Origin of the sequence: Nocardioides sp., assembly GCF_014360585.1 — a bacterium.
Taxonomy (GTDB): Bacteria; Actinomycetota; Actinomycetes; order Propionibacteriales; family Nocardioidaceae; genus Nocardioides.
This window is the reverse complement of the sequence record NZ_JACIXG010000013.1, coordinates 1-24,457: the sequence shown is the minus strand read 5'-3', so window position 1 is coordinate 24,457 and position 24,457 is coordinate 1. Positions and strand designations below refer to the sequence as shown.

Annotated in this window: 25 protein-coding genes and 1 tRNA gene; 9 read left to right on the top strand and 17 right to left on the bottom strand. The window is 68.3% G+C overall.

All coding sequences use genetic code 11. From position 1 onward, the window contains the following. Positions 1-42: 42 nt before the first annotated feature. From H5T77_RS06685 to H5T77_RS06660, 6 genes are all read right to left on the bottom strand, one after another. Positions 43-116 (bottom strand) — tRNA-Met (locus H5T77_RS06685). 155 nt (positions 117-271) lie between these two features. After that, positions 272-3,175 (bottom strand): UPF0182 family membrane protein, encoded by a 2,904-nt coding sequence (locus H5T77_RS06680; RefSeq protein WP_292646707.1) that lies wholly within the window; start codon positions 3,173-3,175, stop codon positions 272-274. Then, on the bottom strand, positions 3,172-3,780 hold the full coding sequence (locus H5T77_RS06675; RefSeq protein ID WP_292646705.1) for a PPA1309 family protein: 609 nt from the start codon (positions 3,778-3,780) through the stop codon (positions 3,172-3,174). The genes H5T77_RS06680 and H5T77_RS06675 overlap by 4 nt, the downstream gene beginning before the upstream one ends. After that, the gene (locus H5T77_RS06670; protein WP_292646703.1) at positions 3,777-4,823 is read right to left on the bottom strand and encodes a YlbL family protein; all 1,047 of its coding nucleotides are present in this window, start codon (positions 4,821-4,823) and stop codon (positions 3,777-3,779) included. Before H5T77_RS06670 ends, H5T77_RS06675 begins: the two co-directional genes overlap by 4 nt. An 84-nt stretch (positions 4,824-4,907) precedes the next feature. Next, positions 4,908-5,144 carry a hypothetical protein gene (locus H5T77_RS06665; protein ID WP_179659494.1) on the bottom strand — a complete coding sequence of 79 codons (237 nt, stop codon included), beginning with the start codon at positions 5,142-5,144 and terminating at the stop codon, positions 4,908-4,910. A gap of 37 nt (positions 5,145-5,181) precedes the next feature. Continuing rightward, the gene (locus H5T77_RS06660; RefSeq protein WP_292646696.1) at positions 5,182-5,619 is read right to left on the bottom strand and encodes a molybdenum cofactor biosynthesis protein MoaE; all 438 of its coding nucleotides are present in this window, start codon (positions 5,617-5,619) and stop codon (positions 5,182-5,184) included. Positions 5,620-5,676: 57 nt separating this feature from the next. Here H5T77_RS06660 and H5T77_RS06655 point away from each other — a divergent pair, with 57 nt between their 5' ends. Both H5T77_RS06655 and H5T77_RS06650 read left to right on the top strand, forming a co-directional pair. Then, positions 5,677-7,035 carry a zinc-dependent metalloprotease gene (locus H5T77_RS06655; RefSeq protein ID WP_292646693.1) on the top strand — a complete coding sequence of 453 codons (1,359 nt, stop codon included), beginning with the start codon at positions 5,677-5,679 and terminating at the stop codon, positions 7,033-7,035. A 79-nt stretch (positions 7,036-7,114) separates the two neighbouring features. Next, positions 7,115-7,654, top strand: a complete 540-nt coding sequence (locus H5T77_RS06650; RefSeq protein WP_292646691.1) for an NUDIX hydrolase — start codon at positions 7,115-7,117, stop codon at positions 7,652-7,654. Here H5T77_RS06650 and H5T77_RS06645 read toward each other — a convergent pair. Continuing rightward, the gene (locus tag H5T77_RS06645) at positions 7,651-8,199 is read right to left on the bottom strand and encodes an AraC family transcriptional regulator (RefSeq protein ID WP_292646689.1); all 549 of its coding nucleotides are present in this window, start codon (positions 8,197-8,199) and stop codon (positions 7,651-7,653) included. The two genes, H5T77_RS06650 and H5T77_RS06645, sit on opposite strands and share 4 nt — an antisense overlap. Positions 8,200-8,563: 364 nt before the next feature. On the opposite strand from H5T77_RS06645, the gene H5T77_RS06640 reads away from it, so the two are divergent. Next, the gene (locus H5T77_RS06640; protein ID WP_292646687.1) at positions 8,564-9,193 is read left to right on the top strand and encodes a dihydrofolate reductase family protein; all 630 of its coding nucleotides are present in this window, start codon (positions 8,564-8,566) and stop codon (positions 9,191-9,193) included. On the opposite strand, the gene H5T77_RS06635 is transcribed toward H5T77_RS06640, so the two are convergent. Together H5T77_RS06635 and H5T77_RS06630 are read right to left on the bottom strand one after the other, a co-directional pair. After that, entirely contained in the window at positions 9,115-9,657 is a 543-nt protein-coding gene (locus tag H5T77_RS06635; RefSeq protein WP_292646684.1) for a M48 metallopeptidase family protein, read from the bottom strand. The two genes, H5T77_RS06640 and H5T77_RS06635, sit on opposite strands and share 79 nt — an antisense overlap. Before the next feature lie 11 nt (positions 9,658-9,668). Further along, positions 9,669-10,721, bottom strand: a complete 1,053-nt coding sequence (locus tag H5T77_RS06630; protein WP_292646681.1) for a PHP domain-containing protein — start codon at positions 10,719-10,721, stop codon at positions 9,669-9,671. Positions 10,722-11,260: 539 nt separating this feature from the next. Here H5T77_RS06630 and H5T77_RS06625 point away from each other — a divergent pair. The 3 genes from H5T77_RS06625 to argS all read left to right on the top strand — a co-directional run bounded on the left by H5T77_RS06625 (position 11,261) and on the right by argS (position 14,254). Continuing rightward, positions 11,261-11,419: a DUF5679 domain-containing protein gene (locus tag H5T77_RS06625; RefSeq protein WP_091051197.1), complete on the top strand. Its 159-nt coding sequence runs from the start codon at positions 11,261-11,263 to the stop codon at positions 11,417-11,419. A 234-nt stretch (positions 11,420-11,653) separates the two neighbouring features. Next, a complete protein-coding gene (locus H5T77_RS06620) occupies positions 11,654-12,424 on the top strand; it encodes a hypothetical protein (protein WP_292646672.1) in 771 nt (256 codons plus the stop codon). 156 nt (positions 12,425-12,580) lie between these two features. Then, positions 12,581-14,254, top strand: coding sequence for an arginine--tRNA ligase (gene argS, locus H5T77_RS06615; RefSeq protein WP_292646819.1), 1,674 nt, complete (start codon positions 12,581-12,583; stop codon positions 14,252-14,254). Between the two features lie 21 nt (positions 14,255-14,275). Here argS and H5T77_RS06610 read toward each other — a convergent pair whose 3' ends face one another. From H5T77_RS06610 to H5T77_RS06600, 3 genes are all read right to left on the bottom strand, one after another. Then, on the bottom strand, positions 14,276-14,440 hold the full coding sequence (locus tag H5T77_RS06610) for a hypothetical protein (protein ID WP_292646670.1): 165 nt from the start codon (positions 14,438-14,440) through the stop codon (positions 14,276-14,278). A gap of 79 nt (positions 14,441-14,519) precedes the next feature. Next, positions 14,520-15,002, bottom strand: a complete 483-nt coding sequence (locus H5T77_RS06605; protein ID WP_292646668.1) for a carboxymuconolactone decarboxylase family protein — start codon at positions 15,000-15,002, stop codon at positions 14,520-14,522. After that, positions 14,999-16,099 carry an NAD(P)H-dependent amine dehydrogenase family protein gene (locus H5T77_RS06600; protein WP_292646666.1) on the bottom strand — a complete coding sequence of 367 codons (1,101 nt, stop codon included), beginning with the start codon at positions 16,097-16,099 and terminating at the stop codon, positions 14,999-15,001. Before H5T77_RS06600 ends, H5T77_RS06605 begins: the two co-directional genes overlap by 4 nt. A gap of 103 nt (positions 16,100-16,202) precedes the next feature. On the opposite strand from H5T77_RS06600, the gene H5T77_RS06595 reads away from it, so the two are divergent. Beyond that, a complete protein-coding gene (locus tag H5T77_RS06595; RefSeq protein WP_292646664.1) occupies positions 16,203-17,846 on the top strand; it encodes a GMC oxidoreductase in 1,644 nt (547 codons plus the stop codon). Between the two features lie 110 nt (positions 17,847-17,956). Here H5T77_RS06595 and H5T77_RS06590 read toward each other — a convergent pair whose 3' ends face one another. From H5T77_RS06590 to H5T77_RS06575, 4 genes are all read right to left on the bottom strand, one after another. Beyond that, positions 17,957-18,121, bottom strand: coding sequence for a hypothetical protein (locus H5T77_RS06590; protein WP_229788002.1), 165 nt, complete (start codon positions 18,119-18,121; stop codon positions 17,957-17,959). A gap of 135 nt (positions 18,122-18,256) precedes the next feature. Continuing rightward, a complete protein-coding gene (locus H5T77_RS06585) occupies positions 18,257-18,574 on the bottom strand; it encodes a WhiB family transcriptional regulator (protein WP_292646656.1) in 318 nt (105 codons plus the stop codon). A 105-nt stretch (positions 18,575-18,679) separates the two neighbouring features. Next, positions 18,680-18,895: a hypothetical protein gene (locus H5T77_RS06580; protein WP_292646654.1), complete on the bottom strand. Its 216-nt coding sequence runs from the start codon at positions 18,893-18,895 to the stop codon at positions 18,680-18,682. Between the two features lie 137 nt (positions 18,896-19,032). After that, positions 19,033-21,102 carry an ATP-dependent DNA helicase UvrD2 gene (locus H5T77_RS06575; protein ID WP_292646651.1) on the bottom strand — a complete coding sequence of 690 codons (2,070 nt, stop codon included), beginning with the start codon at positions 21,100-21,102 and terminating at the stop codon, positions 19,033-19,035. 99 nt (positions 21,103-21,201) lie between these two features. Here H5T77_RS06575 and H5T77_RS06570 point away from each other — a divergent pair, with 99 nt between their 5' ends. Then, positions 21,202-21,447, top strand: coding sequence for a mycoredoxin (locus tag H5T77_RS06570; protein WP_292646649.1), 246 nt, complete (start codon positions 21,202-21,204; stop codon positions 21,445-21,447). A gap of 15 nt (positions 21,448-21,462) precedes the next feature. Here H5T77_RS06570 and nudC read toward each other — a convergent pair whose 3' ends face one another. Next, a complete protein-coding gene (gene nudC, locus H5T77_RS06565) occupies positions 21,463-22,374 on the bottom strand; it encodes an NAD(+) diphosphatase (protein WP_292646646.1) in 912 nt (303 codons plus the stop codon). A gap of 25 nt (positions 22,375-22,399) precedes the next feature. On the opposite strand from nudC, the gene H5T77_RS06560 reads away from it, so the two are divergent. Next, entirely contained in the window at positions 22,400-24,241 is a 1,842-nt protein-coding gene (locus H5T77_RS06560; protein WP_292646643.1) for a hypothetical protein, read from the top strand. The last annotated feature ends 216 nt before the right edge of the window (positions 24,242-24,457 follow it).

The window sequence follows — 24,457 nt, the reverse complement described above, 5'->3', positions numbered from 1 at the left end:
CGAAGAAGCCCGGACCAGATGGTCCGGGCTTCTTCTTTGGAGTAGCGGGGACAGGATTTGAACCTGTGACCTCTGGGTTATGAGCCCAGCGAGCTACCGAGCTGCTCCACCCCGCGTCGCAAGAACAACGTTACATGCGGGGGAAACGGATCCCAAATCGGGGAGGTGTATCGGAGCTCCTCCCCTATGCAGGACCTCCCCACGCCCAAGAGCGTGGGGAGGTCTCGACAAGCTCGACCACCGGCACAGGCTCGACCACCGGCCGCCGGCGTCAGCCGCCAGCGATCAGGTCGGCGGCCTGGTCGACCTTGTCCTGCGCCTCGGCGATGAGCCGCTCGCGCTCGGCGTAGTCGCCGGACTTGCCGGCCTCGTCCGCCTGGGCGAACAGGGTGCGAGCATCTTCGAGGAGCTGGCCGACCTCGCCCGGTGAGTCACCGGATGAGGGTGGCTCGGTCTCAGCCGGTTCCTCGTCCTCGGGATCCGTGGTCGACGGCGGCGTCGGTGCGGCGCCGGTCAGCGCGACCTCGAGGGCCTCGTTCAACGTCGAGCCGTAGCCGACCCGGCCGTCGTAGGAGACCAGCACGAAGGCGAGCTGGGCGTAGCCGGAGGTCGAGGCGGTCGCCCGGCGGGCATAGATCGGCTCGACGTACAGGATGCCGTCCTTTGCCGTCGGGTACGTGATCACCTGGCCCCAGACCGGTGCCGAGCCGGAGCGGTTGAACGAGGCGACCTCGTCGGCGATCGCCTTGTCCGTACGGAACTCGTTGGAGACCATGCCCGGACCCTGGGTGTCCTCGGGGAAGCCGGTGGTGATCCGGATCTTCCCGTAGTTCTTCGAGGTGGCGTCCGAGTCGACCGACATCATCGCCGCCAGGTTGGGGCGGTTGTAGGGCACGAAGGCCGAGGTGAGCGACCAGCGAGCCGTCCCCGAGCCGTCGTCGAGGAACATCCGGTAAGGCGTCTGCTGGTGGTTGTCGTCGTTCGGGTCCTCGGGTACAGCCCAGCGCTCGTTGCCGGAGAAGAAGACGTCCGGGTCGGAGACGTGGTAGCGCGCCAACTGGTAGCGCTGCACCTTGTAGAGGTCCTCGGGGTAGCGAAGGTGCTCCATCAGCTCCTTCGGGATCGACGACTTCGGCATCACGGTGCCGGGGAAGGCCGCCTGCCAGGTCTGCAGGATCGGGTCCTCCTCGTCCCACTCGTAGAGGGTGACCGTGCCGTCGTAGGCGTCCACGGTGGCCTTCACCGCGTTGCGCATGTAGTTGATCTCGTCGGTGGGCAGCGTCTGCACCCCGGTCGAGGACTGGGTGGCGTCGTCGGTCATCGACGCGAACGAGTCGCTCGCCGACTGCGGGTAGCGGTCGGTGGTGGTGTAGCCGTCGACCACCCACTGGATCCGCCCGCCCACGATCACCGGATAGACGTCGTCGTCGAGCGTCAGCCACGGCGCGACCTTCTGCACCCGCTCCTTCGGAGAGCGGTCGTAGAGGATCTCGGAGTTCTCGTTGACGCTCGAGGAGAGCAGGAAGTTCGTGGAACCGAACTGGATGGCGTACATCAGCTGGCGGAAGTTGGACCCGATCGGGACCCCGCCGGAGCCTTCGTACGTCGTCCGGGTCTCGCCGTCCTCGGAGTTGTAGTCGAGCTCGCGAGCGGCGCCGTCGGCGACCTTGCCGACGATGGAGTACTCCGGCGAGTCCTCGCCGAAGTAGACCTTGTCCTGGAAGTCTTCCTGACCCGAGGTCAGGTCGTGCTGGCCGGTGCGGTCGCCCTCGGCCCACTGCATCTGGTTCGACTCGGTCTCGTCATCGGCGCCACGCATGTTGGCGTAGGCGGCGATCACGCCGTTGGAGTGGGTGTAGACCGTGTGCAGGTTGGTCCAGGTGCGGTCGGAGTCGGAGATGCCGGCCTGGTTGAGCTCGCGCACGCCGAGCACGACCGCCCGCTCCTTGCCGCCGACCTCGTAGGTCGAGATGTCGAGCGGCTCGTGCACCGAGTAGTAGGAGCGGCCCTGCTGGACCTGCTCGAACTCACGGTGGACGACCGTGGAATCGACGATCGGCAGCGACGAGGCGGTCTCGTCGAGCTTTTCGGGCGAAGCGCCGTCGGCCTCAGCCTGCGAGCCGTACTTGGTCATCTCGAGGTCGTCCTCGGCGATGCCGTAGGCCTCCTGGGTGGCCTTGATGTTGGCCGCCAGGTAGGGCTTCTCCTTGTCCTGCTCGCTCGGCCGGACCTGGAAGCCCTGCACGACCGCGGGCCAGATCATGCCGATCAGCAGCACCGAGATCACGAACAGCGAGATCGCGATCGAGGGCAGCTGCCAGCTGCGTCGCCACATGTTCAGGATGAAGAGGATCCCGCAGATCACCGCGATCGCGAGCAGGATCTGGTTGGCCGGGAGCACCGCGTTCTCGTCGGTGTAGGTCATCCCGTCCAGGCGAGGGCCCGAACCGTTGACCAGGTCGTAGCGGTCGACCCAGTAGTCGAGCCCCTTGACAAGCAGGATCAGGCCGAACATGGCACTGAGCTGGACCTGCGCCGAGCTGGTGAACCGGTCGCGCTGCGCGGTGAGCCGGATCCCGCCGTAGACGTAGTGGACGACCATCGCGCCGATGGTGCCGAGGATCAGCCCGGTCAGGGCGAAGTTGACCAGGTAGTGCAACCACGGCAGATCGAAGATGTAGAAGCCGACGTCCTTGCTGAAGAACGGGTCCTTCTTGTCGAAGTCGCGCCCGTGGCGCCACATCAGGTACGTGCGCCACTGACCCGAGCCGGAGAACCCGGCGAAGATCCCCGAGACGCCGGCGATGCCGATCAGCAGCCAGGTGCGGATCGGGGCGATCGCGTCGCGGTAGCGGTCCAGGCCGCCGATGTCGTCGGCCGGGTGGAAGTAGGGGCGGGTGCGGTAGGCGAGCGCCGCGGGCAACCCGATCATGATCGCCATCAGGACACCGAAGATGACGAAGAGCGCCGTCCGCGTCCAGAAGACCGTGCCGAAGACGCTGCTGAAGTCGATCGCGTCGTACCACAGCGCGTCGGTGTAGATCGCCGCGAAGGCGCTGATGCTGAAGAAGAGCACGATGACCGAAACGGCCGCGATCGCCAGCCAGCGGTTGCGACCGGTGCTCTGGGTGCGCGCCGGCGCCTGCGCCGGGTCGTCGTCGTCAAACAGACTCATGCGTCAGCCTCGCTGTCTGGGTTCTCCTCAAGAGTGACACGCAGCAGTTGGAGCAGCTCCGGGACCAGGTCAACACCGCCGATGACCGACTGGTCGTCGTCGTGCGCCTTCAACCTCAGCGCACAGTACGTGGCACCAGCACGTGTCGCGCCGGCCACGATGCGTACCTCTTGCCGGTCTGGGTGTGCCTTCGCGAACTCCGCGGCCGCCTCGGCGTCCTCGGGGATCTTGCCGTCGGCGTCGGGCGGCAGCACCAGACGCTCGACGACCGCGGCGCAGCCGGTGACGCCTTGCGGCCAAGCGGTCGTCTGGAGGACCTCCTCCAGCTGGGTCGTCACCGGGATCTGATCCTGCTCGATCGGGGTCAGCGACCCGTCCTGGTCGGGAGCGTCCAGGCCCATCATCGTGGCGAGCGCGGGCTCGGCCTCGACCAGCGCGGCGGTGTCGACGAGCGCGAAGAGCCTCGCCGGTCCGTCCCACCCCTCGCCGGCGACGTGGGTCTCGATCTCGAGGACGGCCGTGGCCAGCGCGGGGTCGGTCTCCAGATCGAGTCCGCGGCTGAGCTCGGGCATGGGCTCAGGCGTGGGCTCAGGGGTGTCGTTCACTTCGTGCTCCCACAGGTCGGCAGCTTGGCATTGGGGTCCTCGGTCCAGGTTTCGATTGCCTCGATGGCGTCATCGAGAGTCTCCACACGGGTCAGGCGCATGTCACCGTTCGCGGCGCCCTCGACGTCTTGGCAGTTGCCGGCGGGCACCAGGAAGAGCTCGGCTCCGTCCTCGGCCGCACCCGGGATCTTCTGTTGGATCCCGCCGATCGGGCCGACGTTGCCGTCACCGTCGATGGTGCCGGTGCCGGCGATCTTCCGCTCGTCGGTCAGCGGATCCTCGGTGAGGGTGTCGTAGACGGAGAGCGCCATCATCAGTCCCGCGCTCGGCCCGCCGATGGCCGGGTCGAGGGTGATCTTGATGTCGTAGGGGAACTCGTAGGTCGCCCCCAGCGAGACGCCGATGTAGGCCTTGCCGTCCTTCTCACCGGTCTTGACGGTCTCGGTGCGCTTCTTGCCGTCGCGCTCGACGGTCATCTCGACCGTGTCTCCGGGCTCGACCTTCTGCACCTCGGTGACGACCTCTTGAGGGGTGTCGACCGCCTTGTCGCCGACCTTGGTGACCACGTCGTCGGCCTTCAGCTTGCCGGTTGCGGGCGCGTCCTTGGCCACCTCGGCGACCGAGACCTCGTCGACGTCCTCACCGAGCTGGGTCAGAGCCGCCGCGATCGCCGCATCCTGGGCGCTGGCCATCTGCACCTGCCCGGCTTCACGGTCGTCCTCGACGGTGCCCTGGTTCGGGTAGGCGACCTCGCGCGGGTAGACCGCCTCGGTGTCGCTCATCCACGCACCCAGCAGGGTCCACAGTCCGAGCCTGGCCTCGCGGGTGGTCTCGGAGACCGTGGTCATCCGCAGCTGTCCCTCGTCGTCGTAGGTCTTGTGACCCTCGACCTGGACGATGTCCTTGCCGTCGAACTCGCCCAGGACGTTCACCGTCGGCCCAGGGCTGTAGATCGTGAAAGGCAGCGGAACCACCCAGGCGATCACGATCAGGGCGACGACGAGCGGCAGGGCGATGAGACCCGCCAGGGTGCGCTGCGTCATAGCGTCACCTTCTCATCCGGGACAAACAGGTGAACGAGGGTGGGTCTCGACAAGCTCGGGGCCACTTCGTTCAGACCCCGGAGCCTAGGAGGCATCGCGGTTGACACGGACCGCGAGCCCGGTCGACCTGTCGGGCGGCGGCTGGGGCGCTGCGTACTTCTTCGAGCGCTCGCGGGTCTTGGTCTTCTCCAGCGCGATGCCGAGGCGGCGGACGACCTCTTCCCGGTCCTCCTCGCGCCCCTCGCGCCCCAGGAAGGCGACCCAGGCCATCGCCAGCACGGTGATGACCGCGGAGGGTACGAGCCAGAGCAGGATGTCCACGATCAGCAATGCTATTTGGTGTCGCCAACAGCGCGCATCAGGGCGCGCCGACCCACTCGTCCGTGCCGTCGGCGAAGACCTGGTGCTTCCAGATCGGGACCTCGGCCTTGAGAGTGTCGATGAGATCGCGGGACGCAGCGAAGGCCTCGCCGCGGTGGCCGGAGGCGGTGGCGACGATGACCGCGATGTCACCGATGTCGAGGTGGCCGGTGCGGTGGACGGCGGCGACACCCGCGACGCCGTGGTCGGCGGCCACCTTCTCGGCGACCTCCGTCAAGCGCGCGAGGGCGGTCGGGTGGGCCTGATAATCGAGCCCAGTCACGCCCTTGCCGCCGTCGTGGTCACGTACGCGACCGACGAAGAGGGTCACCCCGCCGGAAGCGTCGTCGTCGAGTGCGTCCATCACCTCGGTGACGTCGAGCGGGGTCTGCCGGATGTCGAGGAGCTTCACGGCACCCTTCTTAGGTTCAGCCATGAGATACAGACTAGTCCTTGCCGACGTTGGGCTTCCGTAACCGCGTAGGCTGGAGACATGAGTCAGACCCCAGGTGGCCCCGACGAGCCGGAGGAGCCGGAGAACCCGTTCAAGGGCACGCCCTTTGAAGCGTTCTTCGGTGGTTTCCCGATCGGCGGCGTCGGTGGTGGCCCCGGCGGCATGCCTGACCTGAGCCAGATCTTCGGTCAGATCCAGTCGCTGCTACAGCCCTATGACGGCCCACTGAACTGGGACGTCGCGATGGACCTTGCCCGCAAGGTCGCCGCATCCACACCCGACCCGACGCCTTCTCAGCGACAGAAGGACGCGGTCGCCGACGCGATCCAGCTGGCCGACCACTGGCTGGAGGAGACCACCTCCTTCCCCGCCGGCGTGAAGTCCGCCACCGCCTGGTCGAAGGCGGAGTGGCTGGTCAACACGCTGGACGCGTGGAAGCCGCTGATCGAGCCGGTCGCGGCCTCCACGGCGAGCGCGATGAGCGGTCAGCTCCCCGAGGAGATGAAGGCCCAGATGGGCCCGATGATCGGGTTCGTCGGCAAAGCGATGGGCGCGTTGTACGCGAACCAGGCCGGCACCGGCCTCGGCCATCTCGCCGGCGAGGTCATCTCGGTCTCCGACATCGGCATCCCGCTCGCCGAGCTCGGTCAGGCCGCGCTGCTGCCGGTCAATGTCGAGCCCTTCGCCGAGGGACTGGGCGTCAGCACCGACGACGTGCTGCTCTTCCTGGCGCTGCGCGAGGCGGCCCATCAGCGGCTCTTCGCGGGCGTGCCGTGGCTGCGCGACCATGTCGTCGCCGCCGTCACCGACTACGCGCAGGGCGTGGAGCTGAACATGGAGGCCATGCAGCAGCGGATCGAGGAGCAGATGCGCGGCCTCGACCTCTCCACGATGCAGGACCCCACGCAACTGCAGAACATGTTCGAGGAGGGCATGTTCGAGGTGCCCGACTCGCCGGTGCAGAAGGCCGCGCTGGAGCGGCTCGAGATCGTGCTGGCGCTCGTCGAGGGCTGGGTCGACGAGGTCGTCGCCCTGGCCACCGCCGACAAGATGCCGGTTGCCACACAGCTGCAGGAGGCCGTACGCCGCCGCCGGGCTGCCGGCGGTCCGGCCGAGCAGACCTTCGCGACCCTGGTCGGCCTGGAGCTGCGACCGCGGCGGCTGCGGGACGCGGCCGCGCTGTGGGGCTCGCTGCGCACCCGGCAGGGCATCGAGGCCCGCGACGGCGTCTGGATGTCCCCGGCGCTGCTGCCCACCTCGGCCGACCTGGACGACCCGCTCGGCTTCCGCGAGGGCGCCGAGGCTCCCGACGTCGAGGCGATCGACTTCGACGAGGAGCTCAAGAAGCTGCTCGGTGGCGACGGAAGCAGCGACGCCAGCGGAGACTCGAAGGAGTGAGCGAGCGCCAGCGAGCGAACCACAAGCGCAACACGCCGCCGGGTCCGTACCCTGGCGCTTGCGCAACGGACGTGGCTGCGTGAGTCTGCACGCCGACGCGCTCGCGCTGCTGCGAGCGTGGGCAGCGCCGTCCGACTCGCAGGAGGCTCTGCGGCAGCGCTATGTCGCCCACCTCGAGGCGAACCCTGACGGGGTCTTCAAGCCGTGCGTCCCCGACCACCTGACGGCCTCGTGCCTGGTGGTCTCCGAGGACGGCTCGCAGGTCCTGCTCACCCACCACCGCAAGGCCCGGCGCTGGTTCCAGTTCGGTGGTCACCTCGAGCAGGGGGACCCGACGCTGTGGGCCGCGGCCGCCCGAGAGCTGCGCGAGGAGTCGGGTGTGCCCGACCTGGAGCCGCTGCCCGGCATCGTCCAGCTCTCCGAGCACCCGGTCCCCTTCTGCGCGCCGTCCGGTGACGTCCACCATCTCGACGTACGCTTCGTGGCCCTCGCCCCCGCCGGTGCGGCTCCGGAGGTGAGCGAGGAGTCGCTGGACGTGCGTTGGTGGCCGGTCGACGCCATCCCAGACCCCGAGGAGAACCTCCTCGAGCTCATCAAGCTCGCCCAGGCGCGTCGCTAACCCGGAGTCCTCCCGAGTGCGGTGTGAGCGGTCGGCCGGCGGCTGACCGCGAGCGTGGCGGGCGGCTCGCCGGCGTATCTGACGGCGTCGCGGGTCAGGTGACTCTGGTCGGCATAGCCGTGACGGACGGCGACCTCTGCGACCGGGAGGGTGCCGAGGTCGGAGGCGGCGCGTTCGAAACGTACGACACCGGCAGCTGCCTTCGGAGTGAGCCCGACCGCGCGCTGGAAACAGGTCGTGACGTATCGGTGACTCCATCCGGTCTCGGCCACGAGCTCCCGGATGCGGACCTGACCTCCGGACTCGGTGATCCGGTCCCACAGCCAGGCCACCAGCGGGTCGGCCGGGCCACCGGCCCGCGCCAGCAGAGCGGACTGCACCAGGTCGAACCTCGGTCGCCAGGTCCCGGCCTCTGCGAGCTGCTCCGAGAAGGACGGCCCGAGCTGGGGGATCAGGTCCTCGACCGCGATCACCCTGCCGGCCACCTCACGACCCGGGACAACGAGCAGCTGGGAGACGCCGAGCGGCGTCAGATAGACCTGCACGCACGCATGGTTACGGCCGGACCGGGTCGAGACCGGCCCGGGCATGAACCCGGACAGGAACGACTCGTACGTCCCGACGCCTTCCCCCGCGGCGACGTCGACGATCTCGACGGGTCCCCGAAGGAAAGGACCAGCGGAAGCAGGGTCCCCGCGGGCTGGCGCCGTTCGAGCGGCGTGGCCGACTGTTCACGGAAGCCGACGACGCCCGCCACCAGACCCCGCAGACCAGGGTGGGTGGGCAGGCGCACGATTTCGCGGGTCACGCCGGTCATATACCGATGATCGCCGGTCGATTTCGTTCAAGCCAGACGATTCGAGAAAGGCGCAGGCTATGGACATGCGAAAACTTGCGATCGTTGAGTTCTTGAGCGTTGACGGCGTGATGCAGGGGCTGGGCTCCCCGGACGAGGACCGAGACGGTGGATTCGAGCACGGCGGGTGGGGCGCGCCCTACGGCGCCGCGCTCGGGGAGGTCCTCTCCCCCGAGGTCGGTGCGCAGACCTCGGCGTACGTCATGGGACGGCGGACCTACCAGAAGATGGCGGAGTTCTGGCCGACCCAGCCCGACACGAACCCCATGGCAGCGAGCCTCAACTCAGCCCCGAAGCACGTCGCGACCCGCACGCTCGACGACCTGTCCTGGAGCGGTGCCAGCGCGATCGAGGGAGACGTCATCGAGGCAGTCGCAGGTCTCAAGGCCGAAGGGAAGGGCATCATCGTGGCGCTCGGGAGCGGCAACCTCGTCCGTCAGCTGATGAGTGCCGGACTCGTCGACGAGCTGCAGCTGTTCCTGCATCCGTTGCTGCTCGGTGCTGGCAAGCGACTCTTCGGTGATCTGCCGCTGCCGTGCTCGCTGCGGCTCGAGGACATCGCCTCGACGAGTCTCGGCACGGTCGCGCTCACCTACGCCGTCGGTCAGTCAATCTCTTCGACGTCGTCGTCCTCCCCCGGAGGGGCGGGAAGCTTGGCCGCCGCGGACCAGCCGGCCAGGTAGCCCTTGGCGCGCTCGGCCTGGGGGTAGCGGTCGACCCAGGCCCAGAAGGCGTCGTTGTGCTTGGCCTCGAAGAGGTGGGCGAGCTCATGGACGAGCACGTAGTCGATGACCCAGGCCGGCATGCCACGCAGCCGGTCGCTGAGCCGGATCGAGCGGTCTCCCGGGGTGCAGGAGCCCCAGCGGCTGTTCTGGTTGTCGACCCAGCGTACGGAGTCCGGCTTGGCCAGACCGCCGAAGTACTGGTCGCTCAGGGCGACGGAGCGCCGCATCAGGTCGTCGTCGCTGGGCTTGCGGCGCCGCTCGGCCTTCTCCAGCCGGGCGACCATCTGCTCGACCCACTCGGACTCCTCCCGCTGCGACATCGCGGCCGGGATCATCACGATGATGCGGTCGCCGTCACGGTAGGCAGAGACCGTACGCCGACGCCGCTTGCTGCGTCGCACCTCGATCTCCGGGCCGTCCATAGGACAAAAAACTACCTGTTCGCCCAGGCCAGCAGGCGGTCCCGCGGCCAGGTGTTGACGATCCGTTCCTCTTCGATACCCGCCGCTTCGGCTCGTTCGCACCCCAGGACGAGGAAGTCGAGCTGACCCGGAGCGTGCGCGTCCGAGTCGATCGAGAAGAGGCAGCCGATGTCGCGAGCGAGCTCGAGGAGCTTGGTCGGCGGGTCTCTCCGCTCGGGCCGGGAGTTGATCTCGACCGCGACCTGGTGCTCGGCACATGCCTCGAAGACCTTGCGGGCGTCGAACTGGCTGCCGGGCCGGGTGCCTCGGTTTCCGGTGACCAGTCGGCCGGTGCAGTGGCCGAGCACGTTCATCCGGGTCGTGGAGACCGCCGTGACCATGCGCCTGGTCATCTGCTCCTTCTCCATCTTGAGCTTGGAGTGGACGCTCGCGACCCGGAGCTCGAGCTTGTCGAGCATCTCGTCGGTCTGGTCGAGGCTGCCGTCGTCGAGGATGTCGACCTCGATGCCCTTCAGCAGGGTGAACCCGTGTCCGGCGAGATGGTCGTTGACCGCGTCGACCACGCCGAGCTGGCGCTCCAGGCGGGCGACGCTGAGACCGTTCGCGATGGTCAGGCGCGGGCTGTGGTCGGTGAGCACGAGGTAGTCATGGCCGAGCTCGATCGCGGTGAAGGCCATCTCCTCGATCGGCGACCCACCGTCGGACCAGTCGGAGTGACTGTGCAGATCGCCACGGATCCGGCTCCGCAGCCCGTCCCCGGCGCCATCAGAGGTCAGCGACCCGCCGTGCGCCTGCTCGGTGTCCCGCAGCCGCTGCGGAACCTCGCCGCGCGCCGCCTCGGCGATGACCTTGGCCGTGCTCGCACCGACCCCGCTCAGCTCGGTCAGGGTGCCTTCGTCCGACCGACGGCGGATGTCGTCGTCGGAGAGGGGAAGGATCGCTGCCGCCGCGGCGCGGAAGGCCTTCACCTTGTAGGTGTCCTCGCGACCGCGCTCGAGCAGGAACGCGATCCGACGCAGGGCCGCGACGGGTGACAACGCCTCGCCTACCAAATCTTCCTCCAACTATTTTCTCCTCCACAGCAGGTCGAGAATGATTTTCCCAGGTCAAGGTCTTGATTCCACTCAACATTCTCCATCCGCATCCATGGTTACTCACAGGAACGGACGTGTCATCCACCGGATGTCCCCAAGCAAAGCCGGGTTCTCCACATCTTGTCCACAAGGATCGCGGAGTGGGACGTTGACGTGCCCCGCCATCCTCTTTAGGTTCGATATCAGTGGGACCCCCGGCGCCGCCGGACGGCCTTCGCAAGGGGAAGGCGAAGGACGATCCAGGCACCGGGGGTCCCTCCATATTTCCAGCGACTCGGCTCCGCGACGACGACTCTCTGCACCGCAGTCGCGAGCACCTTCGATACTCCCTCGAAAGCCCCGAATCCCGCGGTATCACGCCAACACGCCGAGACTCGCTCGATAGCCCGTGTTGCCGCCGCGAGCGTCGTGTGTCGTAGGGTCGAAGCGGCTCGCCATGGCGAGCTTCCGACGGGCTTCCCTGACCACCCCGTCGCGACGACCAGTTACATCGAGGCAAGGAGGCCGTCATGGCGGAGACCTGGAGCGGCGAGTTCTACTGCGTGAAGTGCAAGGAGAAGCGCGAGGCGACCGGTGAGATTCGGGTGAACGACAAGGGCACCAAGATGGCCAAGGCCGTCTGCCCCGTCTGCAGCACCAACCTGAACCGCATCTTGGGCAAAGCCTGAGCCTGCGACTCCGCGACGAAGGAGCGGAGTCGCAACGCGAAGGGATCGAGCGAGCGAGCGGCTGAGCTTGCGAAGTCGCGACCGCGGGTCGAGATACTCCACTCAGTTCATCCTGAGCCCACGCGGCGGCGTCCCCGGCATGTCCGGGCGGCGCCGCTGTCGCATTTCAAGAGTTATCCACAGGCCAGGTGGATTGTCGATGCAAGGATCCTGAGCCGATGTGAGACTCCCGGTATGAGCACGCGCTACCGGATTCGGCCGGGGTATGTGGCCGTACGACGTGATGATTCCCGACTCCAGATCGGCATCGACCCGCCACGACGGGCGATCGTGCAGGACGGTGTGGAGATACGCCGCCTGCTGACCGACCTCGTCGCCGGAAGGGCCGTCGAGCCCGACCACCTGCCGGGGCGGCACGCGATGCAACAGCTCGGCAACGCCGGTCTGCTGGCGGACGCGGACGGCGAGGAGCCGCCGCCACGGGTCGCCTTCGACGGGCCGCCCGCGATGGTCTCGGCCGCTCGGGCACTGCTCGGGCCGGCGCCGACGCCGAGCGACCCGGGCATCGTCGTGCTCCTCTCCGAGGGACCGCTGGATCGCGAGCGCGCCGACGAGATGGTGCGTGGCGGACGGGCACACCTCGTCGTCGAGAGCGGCCCCGACACCTGGACGGTGGGCCCGCTGGTCGTGCCCGGTGTCACCGCATGCCTACGGTGCGTCGACGCAGCCCTCGCCGAGGAGGACGCCCGGCGTGCCGTGGTCGTGAGCCAGCTCGTCGGCATCGAGGTGCCCAGCGATGCGTTGCTGCGGTCTCTCGCGCTCTCCTGGGCCGTACGCGACGCCCGCACCTACCTCGCCGGACGCTCACCGGCCTCGTGGTCGACGACGGTGATCCTCACCCGTGACGACGCGCCCACGATCCGGCCGTGGCTTCGGCACCCTTACTGCGGCTGCGCCTGGGACCTGATCGCCGCAGCGGGCGCGGAGGACGGCGAACCGGCTTGACCGGGGGTCGGACCTCCGGCACCCTTGCGGACATGGTCACGAAGAGCGCGCTGCGACGACGAGGCTCGGGTCTCTGACCCCGCCTTCGCGTCAGCCTGCCCTCTTCACCTCCTAGGACCACTCGTGCACGAGCACACCCTCGCCCTGTCCGCACACCTGCAAGACGCCGTCGTCATCTGCTTCGGCGACACCTACGCCGGCATCGACCCCGAGCTGCGGCCGGCCACCCGGCCCGAGTTCGGGCACCTCCAGTCCAACCTCCCGCTGCGACTGGCCGGCCCCCTCGGTCTGCCACCGCGGGACGTCGGCGCCCGCCTCATCGACGCCGTGGACCTCAGCGGGCTGGGCACCCTCGAGCTGGCCGGCGCCGGGTTCATCAACCTCACCTGGTCCCCCGACGTCCTCGGCGCGGTCGTCCGGGACCTGCTCACCGACCCGCACCTGGGCGTACCCGCTCCCGAGAGCCCGAAGCGGGTCGTCGTGGACTACTCCTCCCCCAACGTCGCCAAGCAGATGCACGTCGGACACCTGCGTTCGACCGTCATCGGCGACTCGCTGGCACGGGTGCTGACCTGTGCCGGCCACGAGGTCGTCCGGCAGAACCACCTCGGTGACTGGGGAACACAGTTCGGCATGCTGGTCGAGGAGCTGCTCGGGGAGGGTCTCCGCGACCCGGCGGCGGTGTCAGGCCTGGACATGGCCGAGCTGCTCGCGCTCTACCAGCGGGCCAAGGCGCGCTTCGACGACGATCCGGGTTTCGCCGACTCCGCCAGGCGGCGGGTGGTGGCGCTGCAGTCCGGCGAACCGACCACGCTCGCCCTGTGGCAGGCGCTGGTCGACGCCTCGATGACGGAGTTCGACGCCGTCTACGGCCGGCTCGGCGTACTCCTGACCGCCGACGACTTCGACGGCGAGAGCCGTTACAACGACCGGCTCCCCCAATGCGTCGACGACCTCGACGCATTGGGGCTGCTGACCGAGTCGGCCGGCGCGCAGGTCGTCTACCCCGACGGCTTCACCGGCCGCGACGGCGCCCCGCTGCCGCTGATCGTGCGGAAGTCCGACGGTGGGTTCGGCTACGCGGCCACCGACCTCGCCACGATCCGGCACCGTGTCGACGACCTCGCCGTCGACCGGGTCGTCTACATCGTCGACCACCGGCAGAGCCAGCACTTCGAGATGGTCTTCGCAGTCGCTCGCGCCGCCGGCTGGCTGCCCGACTCGGTGGAGGTCCAGCACATCGGCTTCGGGACCGTTCTGGGCCCCGACGGTCGGCCCTTCAAGACCCGCTCGGGCGAGACGGTCACGCTCACCGCGCTGCTGGACGCCGCTGAGGAGGCAGCCGCGGCCAGCTATGCCGGCCCCGAGGTCGTCCGCATGGTTGCCAACGCCGCCGTGAAGTACGCCGACCTCTCCAATCATCTCGCCCGCGACTACGTCTTCGACCTCGCCAGGATGTCGGCCACCACCGGTGAGACCGGCCCGTATCTGCAGTACGCCCACGCCCGGGTGTGCAGCATCCTCGGGCAGGCGCCCCAGCAGACGTACGCCACCGGCACCCCGCACCACCCGGCCGAGCAGCGGCTCGCGCTGGAGCTGGCCGGCTTCGCGCCGGTGGTCGCCAAGGTCGCCGACACCTTGGAGCCGCATCACCTGACTGCGTACCTCTATGGCCTGGCGACCGCGTTGACGGCGTTCTACGAGAGCTGTCCGGTGCTGAAGGCGGAGGGCGAGGTCAGAGAGACCCGGCTGGGGTTGTGCGAGGCGACCCGGCGGGTGCTGTCAACAGGCCTCGGGCTCCTCGGGATCGAGGCGCCGAAGCGGATGTGAGCGAGTCCGACTGGTGAAGCCCTAGGCCCACCAGTCGGAGTCGAGCTTGGCTTCCATGGAGCGCACGTGACGACGCGAGCAGGCCTCGCAGAACGACTTCGCGCGCCCACGCTCAACCGCGGTGGTCCATGCCAGGAGACGCTTGGGGTCGGCCTCGTAGCATCCGCAGAAATCGCAGGTCTTCATGGCTCAACGATAGGTCGAGATCCCGCGGTTCCGCGGGCACAACACCGAAATTCTGCGTCTCCTGGATGTCAGATCCGGGTTACCTGTGGGACGGCAGGACGCAGGCGGTGTCGAGGCCCAGGACGTGGTTGAGCCGACCGAACGCCAGCCACGACCCCAGGCACATGCTCAGCTCGACGATCTCGGCGTCGGTGTAGTGGGCCGACATCCGGTCCCAGAAGGACTGGTCGATGCCGTGGTGGTCGTTCGCATAGCGTTCCGCGAACTCGGCCGCGAGCCGGGTGCGGTCGTCGAAGGCGCCCGTCGTACGCCACTCCTCGACCGCCTCGGCGAACGACTCCTCCACCGTCTCGCCGTCGCGTTCGGTGCGCCAGTCGAGACAGAAGACACATCCGTTGATCTGCGCGATCCGCAGCCGGGCGGCTTCGAACTCGCGAAGCCCGAGCGTGGTGTGCTCGTAGACCGCGAGCGAGAGACCGGCAGCAGCCGGACCGATCCCGGGGACCATCTCGCCCCAGACGTACTCGATCGGGTCCCGTCCGTCGGGGACGTCGATGATCATGCGGTCACACCTTCCTGGGCGGCCTTGGCCGCGCCGAGTCTGCCGGTCGCCGGACGCAGCGGCACGTCCAGCGCGTCGTAGAGACCGGGGCCTGCGTCGATGAGCCACTCGATCGCCCCGACGAGCCGACCGACGGCGGTGGCGTTGCCGCCCGCCGCTCTGTTGCCGGTCTTGTCGGTCGCCTCGACCGTCACCTCGATCCGAGGGTCACCCTCGATGATCACCCGGTGGGCGCCGTCGCCGTCGGGCGGCGTGGGCCAGTGCGGAGCGCAGGACGGGTGGATGCGGGTGACGTGCTCGACGACGATGAGCGGCTCGCCGTCGACGATGCCCTGGACCTCGAAGCGCACCGCGCCCTGGGTGCCCTTCTCGAAGTCGCCCATCGATGCCGTGGTCACGGTCTCGTCGAGCGGGAGTCGCTCGACGGTCTCCCGGACCTCGTCGAGCTCGACCTCGAGCGCCCTGGCCAGCAGCCGGACCTGGCCGCCCCACACCATGGTCGGCACCGTTTCGGCGAGCATCGGGACGTCGTAGTCCATCGGCTGTCCCATGCCCACGAGGTAGCGGACCGAGTCGGGCTGGTCGTAGGTGGAGTAGTCGAAGATCTCCTGGCACCGGACGACGTCCACGGTGCTGCCCAGGCCGCTGACGAGCAGCGGCAGCACGTCGTTCGCCCAGCCCGGGTCGACGCCCGAGACGAAGAGGGACCCGCCGCCATCGGCGATCGCGGCCAGCACCGGCTCGCGCATCTCCGGCGGCGCGTTGCGCTGGTCGTAGAGGGCGTAGAGGGCCGGCGTGACGACCACCGCTCCGGTCCCGAGCGCTCGCACGATGTCGGCGAGGGCCTCGTCAGGACGGATGTCGCCGGACGCGGCGTACACCACCGCCTGCGGGCGGGACGCGAGCACGGAGTCGATGTCGGCGGTCGCGGCGACGCCCAGGTCGCGGCCGAGCTCCCCGAGATCGCCCGCGTCGCGGCCGACCTTCTCGGGGTCATGGACGAGGACGCTCGCCAGCTCGAGACCTGGATGTGCGTCGATCGCCCGGATGGCGAGTCGACCGATGTTTCCTGTGCCCCAAACGCATGCGGTGACCATGCGATCTCCTTGTCGGTCAGCGTGAATGTTGCGAAACCCCTGACACCCCCACCGGCATACTAGAACATGTTCTAGCAATCAGTGATGGAAAAGGGAGGTCATCATGAGCAACACACCAAGAGAGGACGGGCCGCGAGGTCTGTCACGCCGAGGATTCGTGCTCGGCGCAGGATCGCTCGCCGGGGTCGGAATGCTGGGAGGAGCATTCGGAACCAGCCCGACGTGGGCAGCCTCGGCATCGTCGATCGGCAACGGCGCACGGGTCCCGGTGCTGGTCATCGGCACCGGGTACGGCGGCTCCGTCGCGGCGCTGCGACTGGCCCAGGCGGGCGTCGACGTCCACATGGTCGAGATGGGCCAGGACTGGTCCACGGTCCCGCCTGGGCCGGACGGCAAGATCCACCCGAAGGTCTCCAGCCCGGACTACCGCTCCTTCTGGATGCGCACTCGAACCAAACAGCCGCTCAGCAACTTCCTGGGGTTCCCCATCGACAAGGCGGTTCCGAAGTACGCCGGCATCCTGGACGCCGAGGACTTCGCCGGGATCTCCGTCTACCAGGGGCGTGGCGTCGGCGGCGGCTCGCTCGTCAACGGCGGCATGGCGGTCACCCCGAAGCGTCAGAACTTCGCCGACATCCTGCCCTCGGTGAGCGCCGAGGAGATGTACGGCACCTACTACCCTCGCGCCAATGCCGCCCTCGGCGTCAGCACGATCGATCCCGCCTGGTTCGAGCGGACGTCGTACTACCAGTACTCACGGGTGGGGCGTAAGCACGCCGAGCGCTCGGGCTTCGACTGGACGTTCGTCCCGGCCGTCTACGACTGGGACTACATGGAGGCCGAGGACAACGGGAGCGTCCCGAAGTCGGCCCTCGGTCAGGAGATCCTCTACGGGAACAACCACGGCAAGAAGACCCTGCCGAAGACCTATCTCGCACAGGCCACCGCCACCGGGCGGGTCTCGATCTCCGCGCTGCACCGGGCCACCTCGGTCAGGCCGGCCGCGGCCGGCGGCTACGACGTCGTCCTCGAGCAGATCAACACGGCCGGCGATGTCGTGGCCACCAAGACCGTCAACGCCGGCAAGATCTTCTTCGCAGCCGGCAGCGTCGGCACCAGCAAGCTGCTGGTGAAGATGAAGTCGACCGGCGCGCTGCCCGCGCTGAACGGCGAGGTCGGCCAGGGGTGGGGCGACAACGGCAACATCATGGTCGGACGCGCCAACCACATGTGGGACGCGACCGGCGACGTACAGTCGACGATCCCGTGCTCGGGCATCGACAACTGGGACGCCGGCGGTGCCTTCGCGGAGGTCGCTCCCCTGCCTGCAGGGCTCGAGACGTTCGCGTCCTTCTATCTCGCGATCACCAAGAGCCCGCGCCGGGCCGCGTTCAGCTACAACTCGGCCAGCGGCAACGTCGACCTGTCGTGGCAGACCTCCTGGAAGCAGGACTCCATCACGATGGCGAAGACGATCTTCGACAAGATCAACAGCAAGGAAGGGACGATCTACCGCACCGACCTGTTCGGCGTCAACAAGATCTGGGGCGACCACCTGACCTATCACCCGCTCGGCGGCGCCATCTTGAACAAGGCGACCGACAACTACGGCCGGCTGCACGGTTACGACGGTCTCTACGTCATCGACGGTGCGCTCATCCCCGGAAACACGAGCGTCAACCCGTTCGTGACGATCACCGCCCTCGCCGAGCGCAACATCGAGAGGATCATCGCCGCCGACCTCTGAGCGAGCCGGGGCGAAATGTCTGGACCGGCCAGTCCGAGGGTTTCTCGGACTGGCCGGTCATCTTCCACACCCGCGATCAGAGGGGTGAGGTTCGGTGTCCCGTCGGGGACTTACAGCGCGCGGGCAAGGGCCAGCTTCGCCTGGACGGCGGCTCGCTCGGCCTTGCGGCCCAGGCGAGCGGCCTTGACGAGGGCATGTCCTCGCCGCAGTTCACGCGCCTCTCCCAGGCGCGCGGACATTTGCGCGCGCGCCAGGTCTTCGTAAAGCAAGTTCATCTGAGTGCTCCGTACTCGGTTGGTGTTCATGTCTGTCGGTCTCCTGGCGGTCAGCGGACTTCGAGGCCCGTGGTCGGCACGATCATGTTCATGGTGTTGCCTTTCGTCGTTGAACGGCTTGCGTTGTTCGTCTGCTCAGGCGGCGTCCTTGCGGGGCCGGCCACGGGGCCGCTTGCGGGGGATCACCTTCCCCTGCAGGAGCAGCTGGCCACCCCAGACACCCCAAGGCTCACGCCGGTCGAGGGCGCCGGCGAGGCAGAGCGGCTGCACGGGGCAGGTCGCGCAGAGCGTCTTGGCGAACTCGACGTCGGCGGGCGACTCGGCGAACCACAGCTCGGGGTTGTTGGCCCGGCAGGGCAGCAGGTTCTCGTCGTAGCTGTTGGCGCGGTCGTGGAGAACGCCGAGAGTGGCCTCGACAGGCTCGACCACCGATGGCTCGAGAATGCTGGTCATATGTACACCTCCTTTTGTGACTGATCGCGGGTTTTGAGAAACAGAAAGGCCGCGGATCCCGGGTTTCGGGTTCCGCGGCCTGGAGGCTGCTGTGGCTACGTGGTTCTACGTAGCCGGACAGCTCCAGGCTCGAATCCCGTGGGACTTGACCTTGATGGCATCCGCCTGCGGGGACACGAGTCCCTCGACGCGCATGCCGTAACCGGCGCCCATAAAGGCACCAGCAGCCGGGGTGGCCCAGGTCGGGCTCGACAGCTCGGGGTGGCCGCACGCGGACATGGCGATGCCATTGATCGGCGTCTTGATCGTGTGGATCTTCACTGGGGCCACCTCCTTCGGGGCTATCGGGCGCGCTCAACAGCGCGCGGCTTTACTTGATGAAAGAACAGTAACGGGCCGGACAGGTCAGCCGCAAACGATTAAACCGGTTGATTTCGAGTAATTTTCGTGGAGCCTTTTCAGCTGTTCGCGGCGATCACATCAAGAACTTCCGAGCCGTACGTCTCCACCTTGCTGCGGCCGATTCCGGCGATGCGCTGCAGATCCTGGAGCGTGCCCGGCTTCTGCTCGGCGATCTGCTCCAGGGTGGCGTCGGTGAAGATCACGAACGCCGGCTTGCGGGCCTCCTCGGCGGTCTCCTTGCGCCACTGCTTCAGCCGGCCGTAGAGCTCCTCGTCGTAGGGCGCGTCGCAGCCCTCGTGACGCCCCATCCGCTTCTCTGCCGCCGAGCCGAGCGGCCCGCCGCAGGACTTGCACATCCGCGCCTTGCCGGACCCGGGGCGCCGCGCCGGCGCTGTCGCCCGCGCCGGCCGCAGCGGGTCGAGGAACCGCGACGGCCTACGTCGCGCAGCCTGACCCGGCTGACGGGCCAGCGCCCAGGAGAGGGTCAGGTCGACCCGGGCCCGGGTGAGACCGACGTAGAGCAGCCGGCGCTCCTCCTCGATCTCGGCCGGGGTCGGCTCCTCACCGCGCAGGATGAACGGCATCGTTCCGTCCTGGAGGCCGACCAGGAAGACCGAGTCCCACTCCAGCCCCTTGGCTGCGTGGAAGGTCGCCAGGGTCACCCCCGACGGCACCGGTGCGTGCTGCTCGGCCGCCCTGCGGTCGAGCTCGGCGACGAGACCGGCCAGGTCGCCGCCGGACGCGGCGAAGGTGCGCGCCTGGTCGATCAGCGCCTGCCAGGACTCCCAGCGGTCACGGGTCTGGCCGCGGCCCTCCGGTGGCTCGGAGGTCCAGCCCATCCCGGCCAGGATGCCGTGGACCGACTCCAGTAGCTCGTCACCGAAGACGGCTCCCTGGCCACCACGCGCCGCACCGCGGATGCGGGTCACCGCCTCGCGGACCTCGGGCCGGTCGAAGAACCTCGCGGCACCTCGGAGGACGTAGGGGATCCGGCGCGCGGTGAGAGCGTCCTCGTAGGCCTCCGACTGGGCGTTGATTCGGAACAGGATCGCCATCTCGTGGTAGGGCTTGCCGGACTGGTGCAGGCGCAGGAGCTCGGCGGCGACTCCCTCGGCCTCGGCCACCTCGTCGGGCTGCTCGACATGCTCCACGGCAGGCCCGGCGTCGCGCTGCGCCTGCAGCTGGACACCGGCGCTCGGCGTACCTTCCAGGATCTTGTTGGCGGCCATCACCACCTGCGGGGAGGAGCGGTAGTTGCGGACCAGCTCGACCGAGGTGGTGCCGGAGTGCTTCTTCGGGAAGTCACGCAGGTAGGCGGCGTCGGCGCCGGCGAAGGTGTAGATCGTCTGGGCAGGGTCGCCGACGACACAGATCTCGTTGCGTCCGCCCAGCCAGAGGTCGAGCAGCGCCGACTGCAGCGGCGAGACGTCCTGGAACTCGTCGACGGTGAACCACTTGTACTGCCGCCTGACCTGCGCAGCGACCCGCTCGTCGTGCTCGAGGAGACCGGCGGTCAGGAGGAGCACGTCCTCCATGTCCATCCGCGCCTGGGTGCGTTTCACGTCCTCGTACGCCGCGTAGATGTGCCCCACCATCGACGGGGTCAGCCCGCCGACCTCTCGGCCCCTCGTCTCGGCGGACTTCGGGTAGTCGTCGGGGTGGACGTTGGACACCTTCGACCACTCGATCTCCGAGGCCAGATCACGCGCCTGGGCCTGGTCGACGTTGATCCGCTGGCGCTGGGCGGCGGCTCGGATGAGCGGGATCTTCGACTCGGTCAGGTTGGGCAGCTCGGTGCCGTAGACCTTGGGCCAGAAGAACCGCAGCTGACGCAGGGCGGCGGAGTGGAAGGTGCGAGCCTGCACCGCACCGGCGCCCATGGTGCGCAGTCGCTGCCGCATCTCCCCCGCGGCTCGGGTGGTGAAGGTGACCGCGAGGACCTCCTGGGGCGCGTAGACCCCGGTGGCGACGCCGTAGGCGATCCGGTGGGTGATCGCCCTGGTCTTTCCGGTCCCCGCGCCTGCCAACACCCGGACCGGACCCCGTAGCGACTCGGCCACCCGGCGTTGCTCTGGGTCGAGCGCGGCGAGGAGGGACTCGGGGGTCGTGGGAGCGACGGGGTTCAATTGGGAATGGCTCCTGGGCATGGGAACGTTAGGGCTTTGTTGCCAACACTATGGGTCGGCACCGACAGTCCGATGAGGACCCGTTTGATGAGGAGAGCCATGAGCAGCTTCACGATGTACACCACCCCCTGGTGCGGATACTGCCAGCGGCTCAAGGGACAGCTCGGCCGTGAGGACATCACCTTCGACGAGGTCGACATCGAGCAGGTCCCCGAGGCCGCCCAGATCGTCGAGAAGGTCAATGGCGGCAACCAGACCGTCCCCACCCTCGTCTACTCCGACGGCACCGCGATGACCAACCCGTCGATCGCCCAGGTCAAGGCGAAGCTCGCCGACCTGGCCTGATCCTTCGCGTCTCGATCACCACGATCCGGGGAGCTCGCCGCCGTACCACGCCTCGATCAGCGACCGGCTGATCGAGATGCCGCTGGGCAGCCTGATCTCGCCGCTCTCGGCGACGGCGGCGAGCTCGGCGCGGGTGAACCAGCGCGCCTCCCGGATCTCGTCCTGGTCGACCATGATTTCGGTCGACACCGCCCGTGCGAAGAAGCCGAGCATCAGGCTGGCCGGCAGCGGCCAGGGCTGGTTGCCGAAGTAGTCGACCTCCCCGACGCGTACGCCGACCTCCTCGGCGACCTCGCGACGGACCGCGTCCTCGAGCGACTCGCCCGGCTCCACGAAGCCGGCAAGCGTGGAGTAGTTGGGCGCGGGCCAGCGGGTGTGGTTGCCGAGCAGGCAACGCTCCTCGTCCGATCCGGGCTCACCGGTCGTCACCAGCATGATCACCGCCGGGTCGGTGCGCGGAAAGACCGAGTGTCCCTCCGCGCAGGCCAGCTCGTGCCCGGCCGCGCGCGGCTCGAGGCTCCCACCACAGCGCGAGCAGAACCGGGTCGCCCGGTGCCACTCGGCCAGGCCGATCGCGTGCATCAGGAAGCTCGCCTCGGTCGTGTCGGCGAGCATCGCCGGGAAGAGTCCCCGCAGGTCCCGCCAAGTCTCGCCGGCCTCCTCACGGCCGGTGAGCACCGCGAACCGGGCACCTTCGGGGGTGTCGCCAAGGAGCAGTCGTACCCCGTCGGGAGAAGCCGCCGGGGTACGCCACCGCACCCGCGCCCCGTCCGCCGGCTCGACCCTGTTGCCGGCGACCACCAGGACTCTCGTGGTCTGCTCGGACCAGGCCTTCTCGACCCAACCGTCGTCGGCGCGAAGGTGGCCGGAGCGGTCGTGAGGATCCTGGGTGATTCGCAGATGGATGGGCAGCTTCGGGGAGTCCACCCGGCAGAGCCTATGAGGTGGGTATATGTTCCGCGGCGTGGATCGGTTCTGGCGCATCGCCGCTGTCGTCTCCGTCGTGGTCGCACTGGCGGTCAACGTCTACATCGCCTGGGGCTCCAACCTCTCGTTCATGTACGACGAGATCGGCACGGTCATCCATGGACGGACCGTCCTCGGACTCGACTCGCCACAGCTGAACACCCCCGGCTACTACCCCGGCTGGGGCGTGCTGCTGGCACCGTTGTGGCTGGTCACCTCGAACGTGTTCACCTTCTACAAGATGGCGATCGTCGTCGGGCTGGCGATCAGCATGCTGACCATCTGGCCGCTCACCCGGGTCGCGGTGCGGCTCAGCGGTGTCACGCCTGCGCAGGGCGTGGTCGCGGCCGCCACCGTGATGGCCTTGCCGCCGCGGGCGATCCAGGCCGACTACATCCTCTCCGAGAGGCTGATCACGCTGCTCGTCGTCGTGGCGACCCTGGTCGCGTTCCGGCTCCATGCGAAGCCCACCTACCGCGGCGTACTCCTGCTCAGTCTGCTCGCCGGTCTCTCGCTCTTCTCCCACGCCCGGATGCAGGTCTTCGTCGCCGCGATCGCGCTGTGGTTGATCTGTCTTCTCGTCCACAGCCTCCTGGTTCGCAAACGACAGGTCGCCCTGATCAGCCTCGTCGGCCTCGTCGCCACGGGTGTGCTCGCCGTGGTCGCCAACAAGGCCGCGCTCTGGTTCCACGCGCAGCTCGTGCCGTGGAAGTTCATCCAGGCACAGGGTTTCCTCGACAAGGTCCTCGAGGCCAGCCCCCGGTTCTGGGTCAACACCTTCGCCGGTGAGGCCTGGACACAGATGGTCGGCAGCCTCGGCGTCGTGATCGTCGGCCTGGTGGTGGTGACCGCGATGTTCTGGAAGGAGCTCCGTGCACGGCAGGTCGGCCCGGCCGGGTTCGTGCTGATCGCGGCCGGGTCGATGTACGTCCTCAGCTGTCTGAACTGGGGCACCGAATACGCGCTGTTCACCATGGAGTGGCGACGCTTCGACTACTGGATCTACGGCCGCTACATCGACCCGGTTTTCGCGGTCCTCGTGCTGGCCGGGGTGTGCGCGGCGATCCGGGCCGTACGCTCCCGGGCGGTGCTCGTCTCGACGTGGGTGATCGCCGCCGGGATCTCTCTCGTGACCATCCTGGTCGTCGCCCCCGACGCGCCCACCTGGGCCTACACCACACCGGCCCACATCCCGGGTGCGATCACGTTCTGGTGGGCGCTTCCGGACGGCCAGTTCCCGCAGCCCGGCCCGATCCCGTCGTTCACCAACGACAACCGCTTCTGGCTGATCGCGACGCTGTGCGCACTGGTGCCGCTGGCGATCTGGACGCTCCTCGCCGCTGTCTCGCGGGTGAGTCCACGGCCAAGCTCATGGACGGGCGACCGGGTGCGCTCGGTGGTCGTGACCGCGCTCGTCCTGGTGCTCGGCACCACCGCCTCCGCCGTCGCCGACGTGGCCTCCGACAAGTTCCACGACCGCTTCGATCACGCCACCCCGGTCATCGACGACCTCCGCTCGATCCTCGCCGAGCACCCCGACGCGGTCGTCGCCTATGACGACAACTGCCCCCGCAGACCTCCATCGATGAACTCCGAGCGCAACTGGCTGATGTGGTGGATGCTTCCCACCGTCGTCGAGCGGGAGTGGGAGTGGGGTGACGACATCGTCTTCTCCTGCCCGTCCGGCGAACCGTCTTTCGTCACCGGGGCGGTGATGCTGCGTGAGCGGCCCTTCCCGCTGGCCACGATCTGGATCATGCCGGGGGATCTGCTCGACTCGTTGCGTGAGTCGGGCGAGCTGCCTGAGGTTGCTCGGACGGTTGAATAACTCGGCTTCGTGACTCAGTTGCGTGGCTCGGTCTGGCATTCGTTGAGGGCTGGTTTTTCGGGGTTGGTCTGGGCCGCCGACCCGACTTCGAGGGTCTTCTCGACCTGCCCCGGAGTCAAGGACGGCCTGCGGCCGCCGGCTACGCCGGCCGCTTACGCGGTCCTTGACACCGGACCATGTCGAGAAAGATTTTGGCTGGCTATCGGGGCGGCGGCC